Origin of the sequence: Streptomyces gottesmaniae (assembly GCF_031845845.1) — a bacterium.
In the GTDB taxonomy this organism is placed as follows: domain Bacteria; phylum Actinomycetota; class Actinomycetes; order Streptomycetales; family Streptomycetaceae; genus Streptomyces; species Streptomyces akebiae.
This window is the reverse complement of the sequence record NZ_JAVRFJ010000078.1, coordinates 1-15,370: the sequence shown is the minus strand read 5'-3', so window position 1 is coordinate 15,370 and position 15,370 is coordinate 1. Positions and strand designations below refer to the sequence as shown.

13 protein-coding genes are annotated in these 15,370 nt (G+C 70.7%); 8 read left to right on the top strand and 5 right to left on the bottom strand.

The genetic code is table 11. The features are described 5' to 3' along the window. Positions 1-116: 116 nt before the first annotated feature. Positions 117-1,103 (bottom strand): SMP-30/gluconolactonase/LRE family protein, encoded by a 987-nt coding sequence (locus RM704_RS44155; protein WP_033526352.1) that lies wholly within the window; start codon positions 1,101-1,103, stop codon positions 117-119. A gap of 112 nt (positions 1,104-1,215) precedes the next feature. Here RM704_RS44155 and RM704_RS44150 point away from each other — a divergent pair, with 112 nt between their 5' ends. Further along, on the top strand, positions 1,216-2,049 hold the full coding sequence (locus RM704_RS44150; protein WP_033526353.1) for an ATP-grasp domain-containing protein: 834 nt from the start codon (positions 1,216-1,218) through the stop codon (positions 2,047-2,049). A gap of 60 nt (positions 2,050-2,109) precedes the next feature. Here RM704_RS44150 and RM704_RS44145 read toward each other — a convergent pair whose 3' ends face one another. After that, on the bottom strand, positions 2,110-3,678 hold the full coding sequence (locus RM704_RS44145) for a glycoside hydrolase family 53 protein (protein WP_033526354.1): 1,569 nt from the start codon (positions 3,676-3,678) through the stop codon (positions 2,110-2,112). 216 nt (positions 3,679-3,894) lie between these two features. Then, a complete protein-coding gene (locus RM704_RS44140; RefSeq protein WP_033526355.1) occupies positions 3,895-5,916 on the bottom strand; it encodes a beta-galactosidase in 2,022 nt (673 codons plus the stop codon). Positions 5,917-6,125: 209 nt separating this feature from the next. Here RM704_RS44140 and RM704_RS44135 point away from each other — a divergent pair, with 209 nt between their 5' ends. The 5 genes from RM704_RS44135 to RM704_RS44115 all read left to right on the top strand — a co-directional run bounded on the left by RM704_RS44135 (position 6,126) and on the right by RM704_RS44115 (position 11,344). Then, positions 6,126-7,448, top strand: a complete 1,323-nt coding sequence (locus RM704_RS44135; protein WP_033526356.1) for an extracellular solute-binding protein — start codon at positions 6,126-6,128, stop codon at positions 7,446-7,448. Further along, a complete protein-coding gene (locus RM704_RS44130; RefSeq protein ID WP_033526357.1) occupies positions 7,445-8,368 on the top strand; it encodes a carbohydrate ABC transporter permease in 924 nt (307 codons plus the stop codon). The genes RM704_RS44135 and RM704_RS44130 overlap by 4 nt, the downstream gene beginning before the upstream one ends. Then, positions 8,365-9,270, top strand: coding sequence for a carbohydrate ABC transporter permease (locus RM704_RS44125; RefSeq protein WP_033526358.1), 906 nt, complete (start codon positions 8,365-8,367; stop codon positions 9,268-9,270). Before RM704_RS44130 ends, RM704_RS44125 begins: the two co-directional genes overlap by 4 nt. After that, positions 9,267-10,298: a LacI family DNA-binding transcriptional regulator gene (locus RM704_RS44120; protein WP_033526359.1), complete on the top strand. Its 1,032-nt coding sequence runs from the start codon at positions 9,267-9,269 to the stop codon at positions 10,296-10,298. Before RM704_RS44125 ends, RM704_RS44120 begins: the two co-directional genes overlap by 4 nt. 245 nt (positions 10,299-10,543) lie before the next feature. Further along, complete coding sequence (locus RM704_RS44115; protein WP_033526360.1) at positions 10,544-11,344, top strand: VOC family protein; 801 nt, start codon at positions 10,544-10,546, stop codon at positions 11,342-11,344. A gap of 16 nt (positions 11,345-11,360) precedes the next feature. Here the strand turns inward: RM704_RS44115 and glgX are convergent, their stop codons facing one another. Further along, the gene (gene glgX, locus RM704_RS44110; RefSeq protein WP_107072255.1) at positions 11,361-13,487 is read right to left on the bottom strand and encodes a glycogen debranching protein GlgX; all 2,127 of its coding nucleotides are present in this window, start codon (positions 13,485-13,487) and stop codon (positions 11,361-11,363) included. Beyond that, a complete protein-coding gene (locus RM704_RS44105) occupies positions 13,484-13,999 on the bottom strand; it encodes a hypothetical protein (RefSeq protein ID WP_033526361.1) in 516 nt (171 codons plus the stop codon). Before RM704_RS44105 ends, glgX begins: the two co-directional genes overlap by 4 nt. A 270-nt stretch (positions 14,000-14,269) precedes the next feature. Here RM704_RS44105 and RM704_RS44100 point away from each other — a divergent pair, with 270 nt between their 5' ends. Next, positions 14,270-14,662 (top strand): DUF5133 domain-containing protein, encoded by a 393-nt coding sequence (locus RM704_RS44100; protein WP_052145938.1) that lies wholly within the window; start codon positions 14,270-14,272, stop codon positions 14,660-14,662. Positions 14,663-14,722: 60 nt separating this feature from the next. Beyond that, on the top strand, positions 14,723-15,370 hold a 648-nt coding region (locus RM704_RS44095; protein ID WP_311593494.1), incomplete at its 3' end, for a maltotransferase domain-containing protein.

The following is a 15,370-nucleotide window of genomic DNA, read 5'->3' as shown; positions in this document are numbered from 1 at the left end:
CGGCCCGCCCCACCGCTGCGCCCGCACCCGCCCCACCCCCGCGCCCCAGCCCCGCAGCCTCACCCCCACCCCTCCGCCCTCTCCCCCCAACCCCCCGCGCCCCCCTCCCCCGACCATCAACCCACCTTCCCCGGCAGCTCACACACCGCGACCCCCCGCTCCCACAGGCTCCCCAGGATCAGTCGTCCCTCGGTCACACAGGCGCTCGTCACCATGCGGAACCGGGAACGGCGGTCGACCAGGGTGTGGACGACGTGCCCCTCGTCGTCGACCGCGACGACCCCGGCGAACCCCAGGGGCCGGAACGGCGCCCGTACCGCCACCCGGCTCGCGGCGCTCCGCACGGCCGGGCTCGCGCGGTGCAGGCGGTCGAGGGCGCCGATGCGCGGGCCGGCCAACGCCACCCACAGCAAGCCGCCCTCCTGGTCGCGCCACATGTTGTCGGGCGTGCCCGGCAGGTCCTCGACGAAGGGCTCGCTCGTGCCGGCCCCGGCCCCCGTGAGGCGGACACGGGTCAGCCGGCGGGCGCCCGTCTCCGCGAGCACGAGGAACGACTCGTCGGCCCAGAGCGCGAGGCCGTTGGCGAACTGGAGTCCCTCCAGGACGACTTCGGGTGTGCCCGCGCCCGGCGCGAGGCGCAGCAGCCGTCCGGTCCCGGTGTGTTCGACGATGTCGCCGATCCACTGATGGAGGGGGTAGCGGCGGCTGGAGACCGTGAAGTACACCGTCCCGTCGGAGAGGGCCACGGCATTGCTGCAGAACCGCAGCCGCTCACCGCGCACCTCGTCGGCGAGCACCCGGACCGTGCCGTCGCCGGTCGTGACCCGCAGCAGCCCCCGCTCGGCGTCACACACCAACAGGTCGCCGTCCGGGAGGAGTTCGAGGCCGAGGGGCCTGCCACCGGTCTCGGCGAGCGTCTCGACCCGGGCCCGCCCCGGCTCCGCGAGCCCGTCCACGCGCAGGACCCGGCCGTCCTCGACCCCGGTCAGCACCCGCCCGCGCTCGTCGGCGACGACGTCCTCGGGCCCGCGCCCGCCGATCCCGACGTAGGCCCGGGGCACCAGTGCGCCGTGTGGGTCCGTCCTGTCCGCCGCGCCCGTCATGTCCGCCTCCCGGAGGTCCGCCCGATCGCCCGCACCGGTCCATCCTGGCAGCGTGCCGGGCCGCCCACATGTCCTCGGGTTAAGTTGGCCGTCACCGACCAGGGAGACCGCCGTGCCCACCCGTGCCCGCCTGCTGTACGTCACCGACCTCGCCTATCCGGCCCGGGGGCGGCGCTACGGCGACGAGGACATCGTCCTCACCTCCCGGCTGCGCGCGGAGTTCGACATCGCCCTGTGCCACCCGCTGGACGCGGCGGCGCTGATGGACCGCTTCGACGCGGTCGTGGTGCGCAACAGCGGACCCGTCCTGCACTACCAGGAGGCGTACGACGCCTTCCGTGAGCGGGCGACGGCTCTCGGGACCCGCGTCTACAACCCGCTGACGGGCCGCGCCGACATGGTCGGCAAGCAGTACCTGCTGGACCTCACCCGCGCCGGGTACCCGGTCATCCCCACCGTCGACCGGCCCGAGGACCTGCGGCTGCTGCCGGAGTCCGGCTCGTACGCGGTGAAGCCGAAGGCCGGCGCGGACTCCCTCGGCCTGCGCTTCTCGACCGGCCCCGAGCTGGCCGGTCTGACCTGGGGCGACGTCCTCGTCCAGCCACGCGTCGACTTCCGCCACGAGGTGTCCTTCTACTACGTCGACGACACCTTCCAGTACGCCCTGTACGCACCCGACCCCGACCGCCGCTGGGTCCTGGAACCCTACGAGGCCGCCGAGACCGACCTCGCCTTCGCCCGGCGCTTCATCGACTGGAACACCCTCGACCACGGCATCCAGCGCGTGGACGCCTGCCGCACCCGGTCCGGCGACCTGCTCCTGGTGGAGCTGGAGGACCTCAACCCGTACCTCTCGCTGGACCGCGTCCCGGAGCGGGTCCGGGACGCCTTCGTCACCGCCATGACGCGATCACTGCACGACTTCCTGGGCGCCGCCGGCGGCTGAACGGCGGAAGGGGCCGCACGCCGAGACGTACGGCCCCACGAAACCGTCACCTACGCGCACTCACCGATGGCTGAACCACGCCATCGCCGGCAGCGCCCTGTCGTCGTACCCGAACAGCGCCTGGTTCTCCCAACCGTTGCCGGACGCCGCGTCCGTCGGGTCCCAGCCGTTGCCCGCGACGGCGGTCCACGTCGACTCCCAGTAGAAGATCCCGAGGCCGCGGCCGTTCGGGACGGCTTCGACGATGCTCGCGATGTCCTTCATCCACCGCGTCTGACCGGCGGTCGTGGCCGGGTAGCCGGACACCAGCTCGCTCGACAGGTCGATGATGTTCTCGTGCGAGTCCTCGCTGTCCAGCCGGAACGGGTAGGCCGTCTCGGCGACGAACACCGGCTTGGCGTAGCGGGATGCCGCGTCGTCCAACGTGGTCTGGAAGTCCGCGAGCGTGCCGTGCCAGTAGCCGTAGTACGACAGGCCGATGACATCGAACTTCACGCCGTTGGAGACCGCGCTGTCGAACCACCAGCGGGTGCCGGACAGGTCACCGCCCTTGGCGAGGTGCAGCGCCACCCGGGTGGAGGAGTTGACCGCCTTGACCGCGTCGTAGCCGGAGTTGAGCAGACCGGCGAGCTGCGACCAGTTGGAGGTGGAGCCGGCCGACCACAGCATGCCGCCGTTGATCTCGTTGCCGACCTGGACCATGTCGGCGGTGGTGCCCTGGGACTTGAGGGCGTTGAGGACGTCGTAGGTGTGGTTGTAGACGTCCGTCCTCAGCTGGCTGTAGGAGTGCCCGGTCCACGGGGACGGCACGGTCTGCGCGCCCGGGTCGGCCCAGGTGTCCGAGTAGTGGAAGTCGACCAGCAGCTTCATGCCCTGCGCCTTGACGCGCTTGGCGGCGGCGAGCACGCGCGTCTTGTTGTTGTAGCCGTCGGCGGGGTTCACCCAGACCTTGACGCGCGCGTAGTTCTGTCCCGCTCCCTTGAGGATGGCGAGCGCGTCGCCGGTGGTGCCGGAGCTGTTCTTGTAGACGCCGCCCTTGGCCTCGCTCTTGATGAGCGACGACACGTCGGAGCCCTTGATGGACAGGCCGGTCGTACCGGACGTGAAGGTCAGGTCGTCGACGTTGATCCAGTTCCCGGCGGCCGCGTCGGAGTTGATGCTGATGGTGCACTGGTTGTTGGTCACCGCGATGGACGTGACGATCCGGATCCAGCCGCTGGAGGAGACCGGGATGTCGGTGCGCTGCTCGGCGCTGCCGCAGTTCTTCAGCGCGAGGTAGGCGGAGTTCTGGCCGCCGCCGGAACGCACCCAGGCGGTGAGCTTGTAGTTTCCGTTGGTCAGGCCGGACAGGTACTGGTACGTCTCCACCTTGTACGCGGAGGACGACCAGTGGGTCAGACGGTGACTGCCGCCGTGGCCACCGGACTCGGTGAACGAGGCGGCGTTCTGTCCGCCGGCCGAGTACGTCGACCAGCCGGCCGGCGTCGCGGTCCCGGTCCCGTCGGACTCGAAGCCTCCGTTGGTGAGCGTGGAGGCGGCGTGCGCCGAGGTGGCGGGCACGGTGGTGAGCGCCAGACCTGCGAACAGCGGTATGAGCAGGGCCCTGAGGGCGCGTCTCGCGTGGAACATCGTCGTCCCTTCGACGAAGGTGGGGAGCCTGGTGGTGCGGTGCTGTGGCGGCGCCGCGCCCGAAGGCCGTGGGCGCGGCGCCGCCGGGACCGACCGGATGTCCCCAGAGATCCGGTCGGCGTCGGGGGTGACCCGGGGCCGGGAAGCGGCCTCGGGCGGGGAGCGGCGGCGGTCATTCGTACGGCTCGGTGACCGGTCGCCGCCCACAGCTGATGATCAGGCGTCGAGACGTACGACCCTGACCGCGCCGGCGGGGACGACGAGTCGGCCCGCCGCGCGTTCGCCGGTGAGGAGTTCGGTGCCGGCCGTGTCCAGCGGCACCTTCGCGTCGAGCGCGGTGTGGTTGATCGCGAAGAGGAAGTCGCCCGACTCCCCTGCCCGGCGCACCACTTCGACGTCGCGGGGCAGGTCGGCGCGGGGTGCGATGCCCGCGTCGTCGGCGGCCCAGCCGAGGAGCGCGTCGAGGCCGTGTGCGTCGAGGCGGGTCGACACGTACCAGGCGGAGCCCTCGCCGAGCCGGTGCCGGGTGACGGCGGGCCGGTCGGCGGCCAGACCGTCGGCGTAGGTCCACACGGGCTCGGCGCCGCGCGTCACCACGAACTCGGTCCACACGTCGCCGGTGAGTTCGGAGCCGTCGGGGCCGGTGATGCGGACGCTCTCCCCGCCGAGCAGCGGCGAGAACTCCTCCACGGTCAGGCCGAGCACGTCCCGCAGGGCGCCGGGGTAGGGGCCCTCGTGGACGGCGTCGTGCTCGTCGACGATTCCCGAGAAGTAGGAGACGACGAGGGTGCCGCCGTTCTCGACGTACGCCTTGAGGTTGTGCCCCGCGGTTTCGGTCATCAGGTACAGCGCGGGGACGACGACAAGGGGATAGGCCGACAAGTCGGCTTCCGGGTGGGCGAAGTCGACCGTGAGGTGGCGGTCGTAGAGGGCCTCGTAGAAGGCGTCGGCGCGTTCGCGGGCCTCGTGGTCCTCGCTGGGGCGCCAGGCGAGGTTCTGCGCCCACCAGGAGTGCCAGTCCCACAGGACGGCCACGTCGGCGACGGTCCGGCTGCCGCGGATCTGGCTCAGCGAGTCGAGGGAGGCGCCCAGTTCGACGACCTCGCGCCACACGCGCGACTCGGTGCCGGCCTGCGGCAGCATCGCCGAGTGGAACTTCTCGGCGCCGCGCCGGGACTGCCGCCACTGGAAGAACATGGCGCCGTCGGAGCCGCGTGCCACATGGGCGAGGGAGTTGCGGGCCATCTGGCCTGGGGCCTTGGCGGGGTTGCGGGCCTGCCAGTTGACGCCCGAGGTGGAGTGCTCCAGGAGCAGCCAGGGGGCGCCGCCGCCGACCGAGCGGGTGAGGTCGGCGGCCATCGCGAGGTTGACGTGGGTGCGACGGCCGTCGGTGATCAGGTAGTGGTCGTTGGTGACGAGGTCGACCTCGCGGCCCCAGGCCCAGTAGTCCAGGGAGTCGCACTGGCTGAGCGCGGCCATGAAGTTGGTGGTCACCGGGATGCCGGGCGTGAGCCGGTGCAGGATGTCCCGTTCGGCGACGAAGTTCTCGCGGATCGTCTCGTCGGCGAACCTCTTGTAGTCGAGGGCCTGCCCGGGATTGCCCACCGTGGGGGTCACGCGTGGTGGGTTGATCTGCGCGAAGTCGGTGTAGTGCTGGCCCCAGAAGGCGGTGCCCCAGGCCTCGTTGACCGCCGCGACGTCACCGTACGTCCGCTCCAGCCAGCGGCGGAAGTGCGCGGCGCAGGAGTCGCAGTAGCAGGCGGAGACGGGGACGCCGTACTCGTTGTGGACGTGCCACAGGGCGAGCGCCGGGTGGTCGGCGTAGCGTTCGGCGAGCCTGGTGGTGATGTTCGCGGCGGCGGCCCGGTAGTCGGCGTTGCTGTGGCAGATGGCGCCGCGCGAGCCGAACTCGTACCGGGTGCCGTCGGCGGCCACGGGCAGCGCCTCGGGGTGCTCACGGTAGAACCAGACCGGCGGGACGACGGTGGGGGTGCCGAGGTCGACGCGGATGCCGTTCTCGTGGAGCAGGTCGAGCAGACGGTCGAGCCACGCGAAGTCGTAGGTGCCCCGTGAGGTCTCCAGCAGGGCCCAGGAGAAGATGCCCACACTCACCATCGTGACGCCGGCCTCGCGCATCAGCCGGACGTCCTCGTGCCAGACGGTTTCCGGCCACTGCTCGGGGTTGTAGTCCCCACCGAAGGCGAGCCTGGTCAGGCCCGTGGGGGTGGTCTCCGGCATGGATCTCTCCCGTTTTGTCGATCATCTGGGAACGTGCACACACAGCGGCGGCGGTGCGAGCCCAACATAACCGCACAGCAACAACCATTGACAAGTGTCCGGGATGTTTCTCTACTGTGAACGCTCACAGACGCACTGCCTGTGAACGCTCACAGCGCATGGCATGGTCTTCGCAGCAGGCGAGGACCCAGGTCAGGGGAGAACGATCCATGCCCAACATCACGAAGCACCGGCGCTTTGTGGCCACTGCCGTCGCCGTCACGCTCGGCGCCACCACACTCGCCGCCTGCGGCGGGTCCGACGACGACAGCGAGGCCCAGTCGGGGCCGGCGAAGCTGACGTACTGGACCTGGACGCCGGGCATGGACAAGGTCGTGGACCTGTGGAACAAGGGTCCCGGCAAGGAGCAGCAGATCACCGTCACGGTGAAGAAGCAGGCCTCCGGCGACACGCTGGTCACCAAGATCCTCACCGCGCACAAGGCGGGCAAGGGCCCGGACCTGGTGCAGGCCGAGTACCAGGCACTGCCGACCCTGGTCAGCAACGACGCGGTCGCCGACATCGCGAGCGAGGCGGGCGACGCGAAGAGCAAGTTCGCCACCGGTGTCTGGCAGCAGACCACGCTGGGCTCCGACGCCGTCTACGCGATACCCCAGGACATCGGACCGATGATGTTCTACTACCGCGAGGACCTCTTCGAGAAGTACGGCCTCACCGTCCCGAAGACCTGGGACGAGTTCGCCGAGACCGCGCGCAAGCTGAAGAAGGAGGACGCGGACGTCGACCTGACGACGTTCTCCGCGAACGACTCCGGTCTCTTCGCCGGTCTCGCCCAGCAGGCAGGCGCCAAGTGGTGGACCACCGAGGGCCAGAAGTGGAAGGTCGGCATCGACGACGTGGCCACGCAGCGGGTCGCCGACTTCTGGGGCGGCCTGGTGAAGGAGGGCGCCATCGACAACCAGCCGATGTACACCCCGGCCTGGAACAAGGCGCTCAACACCGGCAAGCAGATCGCCTGGGTCAGCGCCGTGTGGGCGCCGGGCACGCTGACCACGGCCGCGCCCGAGACCGAGGGCAAGTGGAAGGTGGCGCCGCTGCCCCAGTGGTCGGCCTCCGAGAACACCACCGGCAGCTGGGGCGGCTCCTCCACCGCCGTCACCACCGACTCCGAGAACAAGGGAGCCGCCGCGAAGTTCGCCACCTGGCTGAACACCGACCCCGAGGCGCTGACCGCGCTGGCGAAGGAGGGCGGCATCTACCCCGCCGCCACGACCGCGCAGACCAGTGACGCGTTCGCCGAGCCGCCGGCCTTCTTCTCCAACCAGGCCGACTTCTACACCGTGGCCTCCGAGATCGCGAAGACGACCGCGCCCTCCGCGTGGGGTCCGAACGTGAACGTCGCGTACACCACCTTCAAGGACGCGTTCGGCGCCGCCGCGAAGAACAAGACGGACTTCGGTGCCGCCCTGAAGACGATGCAGGACGACACCGTCGCCGACATGAAGAAGCAGGGCTTCGAGGTCGCCGAGTGACGACGGCACGCCGGAGGTCGTACGGGGTCAAGGGGGCCCCGTACGCCTTCCTTCTCCCCGCCACGATCCTGTTCGGCCTCTTCTTCGCGCTCCCGATCGGTTACGCGGTCTGGCTCAGCCTGCACAAGGTGCAGGTCAAGGGCCTCGGCCTCGGCTCGGGCGCACGAAGCGAAGTGTGGGCGGGCTTCGAGAACTACGCCGACGCGCTGACCGACTCCGAGCTGCTCGACGGCGCCCTGCGCGTCCTCGGCTACGGCGCGATCGTGGTCCCGGTCATGCTCGGTCTGGCCCTGGTCTTCGCCCTGATGCTGGACAGCGACAAGGTGCGCCTCGCCCCCTTCACCCGGCTGGCGATCTTCCTGCCGTACGCCGTCCCGGGCGTCGTGGCGGCCCTGCTCTGGGGCTTCCTCTACCTCCCGGACGTCAGCCCCTTCTACTTCGTGCTGGAGAAGCTGGGCCTGCCGCAGCCGGATCTGCTGGACGGCGGCGGCCTGTACGCGGCGCTGTCGAACATCGCGGTGTGGGGCGGCACCGGCTTCAACATGATCGTCATCTACACCTCGCTCCAGGCGATCCCCGCCGAGGTGTACGAGGCGGCCAAGCTGGACGGCGCGACACCTCTGCAGACCGCGCTGAAGATCAAGATCCCGATGGTGGCGCCCTCGCTGGTGCTGACCTTCTTCTTCTCGATCATCGCCACGCTCCAGGTGTTCAGCGAGCCGACCACCCTCAAGCCCCTCACCAACTCGGTCTCCACCACGTGGAGTCCGCTGATGAAGGTGCACCGGGACGCCTTCGGCGAGGGCGACATCTACTCGGCGGCCGCCGGCGCGGTGATCATCGCCATGGCGACCCTGGTCCTCTCCTTCGGGTTCCTGAGGGCCGCGAACTCCCGTCAGAAGCAGGAGGCAGCACGATGAGTTCTCTTGCCGTACGCAAGGCGGCCCCGGCGGCGGGGACGACCCCGGGAACCGCCCAGGGACCGCCGCTGCGCCGCCGCATCGCGCTCGTCCCGACGCTCACCCTGCTGCTCGGCGCGATCTACTGCCTCCTCCCCGTCGCCTGGGTGCTGATCGCGGCCACCAAGTCGGGCAGCGAGCTGTTCAGCACGTTCACCTTCCTGCCGGGCAGCGGCTTCGCGGACAACCTGTCCGACCTGAACGCCTACCGCGACGGCATCTACTGGCAGTGGATGGGCAACTCCGCCCTGTACGCGGGCCTCGGCGCCCTCCTCTCCACGGCCGTCTCCGCGATCAGCGGCTACGCGCTGGCGATCTACCGCTTCCGGGGCCGCGAGGCGGTCTTCAACGTGCTGATGGCGGGCGTGCTGATGCCGCCGGTGATCCTGGCGATCCCGCAGTACCTGCTGATGGCGAAGGCCGACCTGGCGGACAGCTACTGGTCGGTACTGCTGCCCCTGGTCCTCTCCCCGTACGGCGTGTACCTGGCACGGATCTACGCCGCCGCCGCCGTCCCCGCCGACGTGGTGGAGGCCGGGCGGGTGGACGGCGCGAGCGAGTGGCGGATCTTCACCCGGATCGCGCTGCCGATGATGGTGCCGGGGCTGGTGACGGTCTTCCTGTTCCAGTTCGTGGCGGTCTGGAACAACTTCCTGCTGCCGTACATCATGCTCAGCGACGACGAGAAGTTCCCGATCACCCTGGGCCTGTTCACGCTCCTCGAACAGGGCGCGAACACGCCGGCGCTCTACACCCTGGTGATCACGGGAGCCCTGCTCGCGGTGGGCCCGCTGATCGCGCTCTTCCTGGTCATCCAGCGGTTCTGGAGCCTCGATCTGCTGTCCGGAGCCGTAAAGTCATGACCATGAGCAACACGGGGGGCAGGCGCAAACCGCCGACCATTCACGACGTGGCGCGCGAGGCGGGAGTCTCCAGGGGAACCGTCTCACGCGTGCTCAACGGCGGTCACTACGTCAGCCCGACGGCAGCCGAGGCGGTCAACGCCGCGATCCGCAAGACGGGTTACGTCGTGAACCGGCACGCCCGCTCGCTGATCACGGGCCGTTCCGACTCGATCGGCTTCCTGCTCACGGAACCGCAGGAGAAACTCTTCGAGGACCCCAACTTCAATGTTCTCCTGCGGTGTTGCACCCAGGCGCTGGCCGCGCACGACATCCCGCTGCTGCTGATGGTGGCCGGTACGGAGGACGAACGGCGCCGGATAACGCGGTACATCACGGCGGGCCACGTCGACGGTGTGCTGGTGGTCTCCAGCCACTCCGCGGACCCGGTCGCCCAGGAGCTGCGCGAGGCGGGCATCCCCCTCGTCCAGTGCGGCAAGCCCATGGCTCCCGGCTCCAAGGTGAGTTACGTGGCCGCCGACGACCGCGACGGCGCCCGTGACATGGTGCGTCATCTGCTGTCGCTGGGCCGCCGCCGGATCGGGGTCGTGACCGGTCCGCTGGACTCGCCCGGCGGTGTCGACCGCCTCGCCGGCTACAAGGAGGTGCTCACCGAGGCGGGTGTCGAGATCGACGAGCGGCTCATCGCCTCAGGCGACTACAGCCGGGCGAGCGGCGAGGCGGGCACCGACCTGCTGCTGGAGCGGGCCCCCGACATGGACGCCGTGTTCGTGGCCTCCGACCTGATGGCGCAGGGCGCCCTCGCGGCGCTGCGCCGGGCGGGCCGCCGGGTCCCCGAGGACGTGTCCGTGGGCGGCTTCGACGACTCGGCCGCGGCGACGGAGTCCGTCCCCGCCCTCACCACCATCCGCCAGCCCTACGACCGGATCAGCAACGAGATGGTGCGGGTCCTGCTGGCGCAGATCGGCGGCGAGGCCCCGGCCGCCGTGATCCTGCCGACGGAACTGGTGCGGCGGGAGTCGACGTGATGCCGCGCGGGCCGAGGCACGGGAGCCTCGGGCCGCGCCACCGTCCGCCCTCGCGCGCAGGTCCGCGCCGCGCGCGGCAAGAAGCCGGGGCCGCCGTCATCACCCGAACGGTCGTCCGAAGATCGCGTGGTCACCGGGGTCAGTACGCCGACTCGGGGGTACTCGACGGGCACCGGCCCCGGATCCGGTTGGACACTGGAGTGCGGCCGGGGTGTGCCGACGGACGAGACCAGGACACGACTGCCATGAACAGCGACAGCAACCACGGGGACGCGGAGAACGTCGTCTCCAGCCATTCCGTCTTCGGCGCGCCCTGCTGGGTGAGCCTCACCAGCCGGGATCTGCCGGCCACGGAGGACTTCTACGCCGCCGTGCTGGGCTGGCAGTGGCGTACCGCCAAGCTCGGCGACCACTTCCGGATCGCGCTGGCCGACGGTGTGCCGGTCGCCGGGATCGCCGGGGTGGCCTCCCTGTGGCAGATGGCGGTCGCCTGGACCCCGTACTTCGCCGTGTCGGACGCCGACGCGGCGGCCTCCCGGGCCAGGGAGCGCGGCGGGACGGTCGCGGTGGGCCCCCTGTCCTTCCCGCCCGGCCGCGCCGCCCTGCTGGCGGACCGGCACGGCGCCTCCTTCGGGATCTGGGAGGGCGCGCTCTTCACGGACTGGGAGACCTGGCGCAAGGCCGCCCCGGCCTTCATCCGGCTGCACACCCGGGACGCCTTCGACGCGGCGATCTTCTACGGCGAGGTCCTTGAGTGGGCCACCGAGAAGCCCGGCTGCTGCGAGGTGCGCTACGAGGCGAACGAGGTGGTGCTGCGCAGCGAGGGCGAGGTGGTGGCCCGGATCAGCTCCGGCGCGCTGGAGGCCGCTCCCGATCCCACGATCCGCCCGCACTGGCAGGTGCACTTCTCCGTCTCCGACGTGGCGGACCGTGTCGAGGCCGCCCAGCACCACGGCGGCACGATCCTCACCCAGGACGCGCACGAGGCGGTGCTGCGGGACCCCGACGGCGCCCAGTTCACGATCACGTCGCGCGGCGAGCGCTGAGCGCGCCGGCCGAGGATCAGACGGTCCTGGAGGGCCGTGACAGCAGCATCAGCCCCCGCGCCTCGACGGTGATCTCGGCGCCCGCCTTGTGCTCGGACTCGTCCGGGACCCCGTCGGGCTCCGCGGTGGTGTCGACGCGGGTCGTCCAGCGCTCGCCGTAGGCGGTGCCGGGCAGCCGGAAGACCCTGGGTTCCCAGTGGCTGTTCAGCAGGAGCAGGAAGGAGTCGTCGACGACGGGGTCGCCTCGGTGGTCGCGTTCGGCGATGGCGTCGCCGTTGAGGAACACGGCCACCGCGTGGGCGTCGGAGCGGTCCCAGTCGGCGTCGGTCATCTCGCGGGCGTCCGGCCGCAGCCACACCAGGTCGGACAGTGGCTGGTCCGCGCGGGTGGGTGTGTCGCCGTGGAAGAAGCGGCGGCGGCGCAGCACCGGGTGGGCGGCGCGCAGGGCGATGAGGTCGCGGGTGAAGGCGAGCAGCGCGCGACGTTCGTCGTCGAGCCGCCAGTCGAGCCAGGAGACCTCGTTGTCCTGGCAGTAGGCGTTGTTGTTGCCCCGCTGGGTGCGGCCGGACTCGTCGCCGTGGCAGATCATCGGGATGCCCTGGGACAGCAGCAGTGTGGCGAGCAGATTGCGCTGCTGCCGGGCACGGAGGGCCAGGACCCGCGAGTCCTTGGTGGGTCCCTCAGCTCCGCAGTTCCAGGAGCGGTTGACGCTCTCGCCGTCCCGGTTGCCCTCGCCGTTGGCCTCGTTGTGCTTGTCGTTGTAGGAGACCAGGTCGCGCAGGGTGAAACCGTCGTGCGCGGTGACGAAGTTGACGCTCGCGCGCGGGCGGCGCCGACTGTGCTCGTAGAGGTCGGCGGAGCCGGTCAGCCGGGACGCGAACTCGCCGAGCATATGGGGACGGCCCCGCCAGAAGTCCCGTACGGAGTCGCGGTACTTGCCGTTCCACTCGGACCACAGGGGCGGGAAGTTGCCGACCTGGTAGCCGCCCTCGCCGACGTCCCAGGGTTCGGCGATGAGCTTGACCCTGCTGATCACGGGGTCCTGCTGGATCAGGTCGAAGAACGCCGAGAGGCGGTCCACCTCGTGGAACTGCCGGGCCAGGGTGGCGGCCAGGTCGAAGCGGAAGCCGTCGACGTGCATCTCGGTGACCCAGTACCGCAGCGAGTCCATGATCAGTTGCAGGACGTACGGGTGCCGCATCAGGAGGCTGTTCCCGGTGCCGGTGGTGTCGTAGTAGTGGGCCCAGTCGCCGTCCACCAGGCGGTAGTAGGAGCTGTTGTCGATGCCGCGGAAGGAGAGGGTGGGCCCCTTCTCGTTGCCCTCGGCGGTGTGGTTGTAGACCACGTCGAGGATCACTTCGAGGCCGGCCGCGTGCAGGGCCTTGACCATCGACTTGAACTCGGTGACCTGCTGGCCTCGGGTGCCGTGGGCGGCGTAGTCGTTGTGGGGCGCGAAGTAGCCGATGGTGTTGTAGCCCCAGTAGTTGGCGAGGCCCCGGTCCTGGAGGACGCCGTCCTGCACGAACTGGTGGACCGGCATCAGCTCGATCGCGGTCACGCCCAGCGAGGTGAGGTGCTCGACGACGGCGGGGTGGGCCAGACCGGCGTAGGTGCCGCGCAGTTCGGGGGACACGTCGGGGTGGGTGCGGGTGAGGCCGCGGACGTGCGCCTCGTAGATGACGGTGTCGGCGTACGGCCGTCGGGGCGGGCGGTCGTCCCCCCAGTCGAAGAACGGGTCGGTGACGACGCCGAGCATGGTGTGCCCGGCACTGTCGGCGCCGGGTTCGTAGAGGGAGGGGTGGTTGTCCACCTGCCCGTCGACAGCCGTGGTGTACGGGTCGAGCAGCAGTTTCGCCGGATCGCAGCGGTGGCCGGCGGCGGGGTCCCAGGGGCCGTGCACCCGGTAGCCGTAGCGCTGCCCCGGACCGACGCCGGGGAGTCTGCCGTGCCAGACGAAGCCGTCGACCTCGGTGAGCGGGACGGCGCGATGGCGGCCCGCGTCGTCCACGAGGACGAGGTCGACGCGGTCGGCGACCTCGCTGAAGAGCGCGAAGTTGGTGCCGGTGCCGTCGTAGGAGGCACCCAGCGGGTAGGGGTGCCCGCTCCACACGGGCACCCCTCTGCGGTCCGGCCGCACGGTCACCGCGCGTCTTCGCGGGTGTCCGACGCCTCGCCGCCGGGCGAACCGGCGAGGGCCGCGACGGGCATCTCGCGGGGCACCTGGAGCACCTCGCGCAGGGCCGGCTCGGGCGCCGACGGCACCAGGGGCGCGCTCTGGTCGACGGGGGCCCGCTGGGTGAACCAGATGACCGTGCTGCCGATGTCCGTGGAGCAGCAGCCCCAGCCGTCGCTGAGCGCGGCGATACGGGTCAGGCAGGGGCGCAACTCCCGGTCCGGGCGCAGCTCTCGGTCGTTCTCGGCCACCGCCGAGATGAGGTGCTGACCGTTCCACCACATCTCGATCGACGTGTTCTTGTCCGTGGCGTGCTCCTCGATGGCGTGCAGGAGCAGTTCGGCGCTGTGGCAGACGGGCTGGACGAGGGTCTCCAGGTCCCAGAACCGGAGGTGAGCGGCCAGGATGCGGCTGACCTGTTCGACCCGCTCCGGACTGACTTCCACGTCGAGGTGGTAGTAGCGAGGCACTGCGGTCTTCATCGTCGTTGGCTCCTCACCGGCGAAGCTCTCCGCCTCGCGTTCACGAAGCGTGAGCACCGATCACTTCTGAGTCAGCTCCCAGAGTGGGAGGGCTACGCCATTCGTGCAACACGAGCGACGCCTGAGGTGGTTGAAGAGCCAACAAGACGCCGGGTGGTTGCCCGTGCACCATGAGTGAAGGCATCGGCTCCCCTGAGGCGCCGATGCCCCTCCACGCACGACCTCCCCCGGGAAGCGTGCTCCGCCGAGAGTGCCGGGAGGGACCAGCACATGCTGCTGCCCGCCAAGAACGAGGTGGCCAGACATCTGCGGCGCTACCGCACCTGGGAACGCGTGATGCTCGCGTCCCCGACCGACCGCGCGGCCCGGGACAGTTTCGAGGCCTCGGGCTACACGCTGTGCGTCCTGATGGGCAAACGCTGTGCCCGCGAGGCCGTGGCGGCCGCCGAGCGCTATCTGCAGACGAGTCTGCCCGCCTATCTCCAGGAGCAGGGCGACCGCCCTCAGCAGGAACCCACCGGAAAGACCCGTAAGGACCGGGCCGGCAAGGACCGGAGCCGCAAGGACCGGAGCGGCAAGGCGGCCGGCAAGACCCGGAGCGGCGAGAGCCGTTCCGCCACAGGTGGTCCGCCGTCCGGTCGGCGTTCCACGGCGGAACTGTAGAACCCGCAGAGCACCCGTTCGGCCCAGCGCCGATCCCCGAGCACGGCGGAGGTGAGACCCATGAGCCCGACTCAGGCCCCGGCCGTCGGCCGCGTCCCCGTCAGGGATGTCCGCCCGCTCGTCGAGTGCGGCAGGCGTCCCGCGAAGGCGGTCGTCGGCGAGACCTTCGAGGTCACCGCGACGCTGTTCCGCGAGGGGCACGCCGTGGTGGCCGCCAATGTCGTGCTCAAGGATCCGGAGGGCCGTCCGGCCCCGTGGACCCCGATGCGCGAACTGGCTCCCGGCTCCGACCGCTGGGACGCCTCGGTGACGCCGACCTCCGAGGGCCGCTGGACGTACCGCGTGGAGGCGTGGAGCGATCCCATCGCCACCTGGCGGCACACCGCCCGGATCAAGGTCCCGGCCGGCATCGACACGGGGCTCGTCCTGGAGGAGGGCGCCGAACTCCATGTGCGGGCCGCCGCCGGGGTGCCGGAGGCGGACCTGCACGCGGTACTGGTGACGGTGGTGGGCAAGCTCCGCGACGACTCCCTGCCGGCCGCCGACCGTCTGGCGGCGGCGTTGGCGCCGGAGGTCGACGCGGTCCTGGCCCGTCACCCCCTGCGGGAACTGGTCACCTCCTCCGAACCACTGCCCCTGCTCGTGGAACGCGAGCGGGCCCTGTTCGGCTCCTGGTACGAGTTCTTCCCCCGTTCCGAGGGCACCCCC

Coding starts and splice junctions, on each gene's coding strand:
- RM704_RS44155 (WP_033526352.1), bottom strand. CDS start 1,103: ATGACGGGCGCGGCGGACAGGACGGACCCACACGGCGCACTGGTGCCC.
- RM704_RS44145 (WP_033526354.1), bottom strand. CDS start 3,678: ATGTTCCACGCGAGACGCGCCCTCAGGGCCCTGCTCATACCGCTGTTC.
- RM704_RS44140 (WP_033526355.1), bottom strand. CDS start 5,916: ATGCCGGAGACCACCCCCACGGGCCTGACCAGGCTCGCCTTCGGTGGG.
- RM704_RS44135 (WP_033526356.1), top strand. CDS start 6,126: ATGCCCAACATCACGAAGCACCGGCGCTTTGTGGCCACTGCCGTCGCC.
- RM704_RS44125 (WP_033526358.1), top strand. CDS start 8,365: ATGAGTTCTCTTGCCGTACGCAAGGCGGCCCCGGCGGCGGGGACGACC.
- RM704_RS44120 (WP_033526359.1), top strand. CDS start 9,267: ATGACCATGAGCAACACGGGGGGCAGGCGCAAACCGCCGACCATTCAC.
- RM704_RS44115 (WP_033526360.1), top strand. CDS start 10,544: ATGAACAGCGACAGCAACCACGGGGACGCGGAGAACGTCGTCTCCAGC.
- RM704_RS44105 (WP_033526361.1), bottom strand. CDS start 13,999: ATGAAGACCGCAGTGCCTCGCTACTACCACCTCGACGTGGAAGTCAGT.
- RM704_RS44100 (WP_052145938.1), top strand. CDS start 14,270: ATGCTGCTGCCCGCCAAGAACGAGGTGGCCAGACATCTGCGGCGCTAC.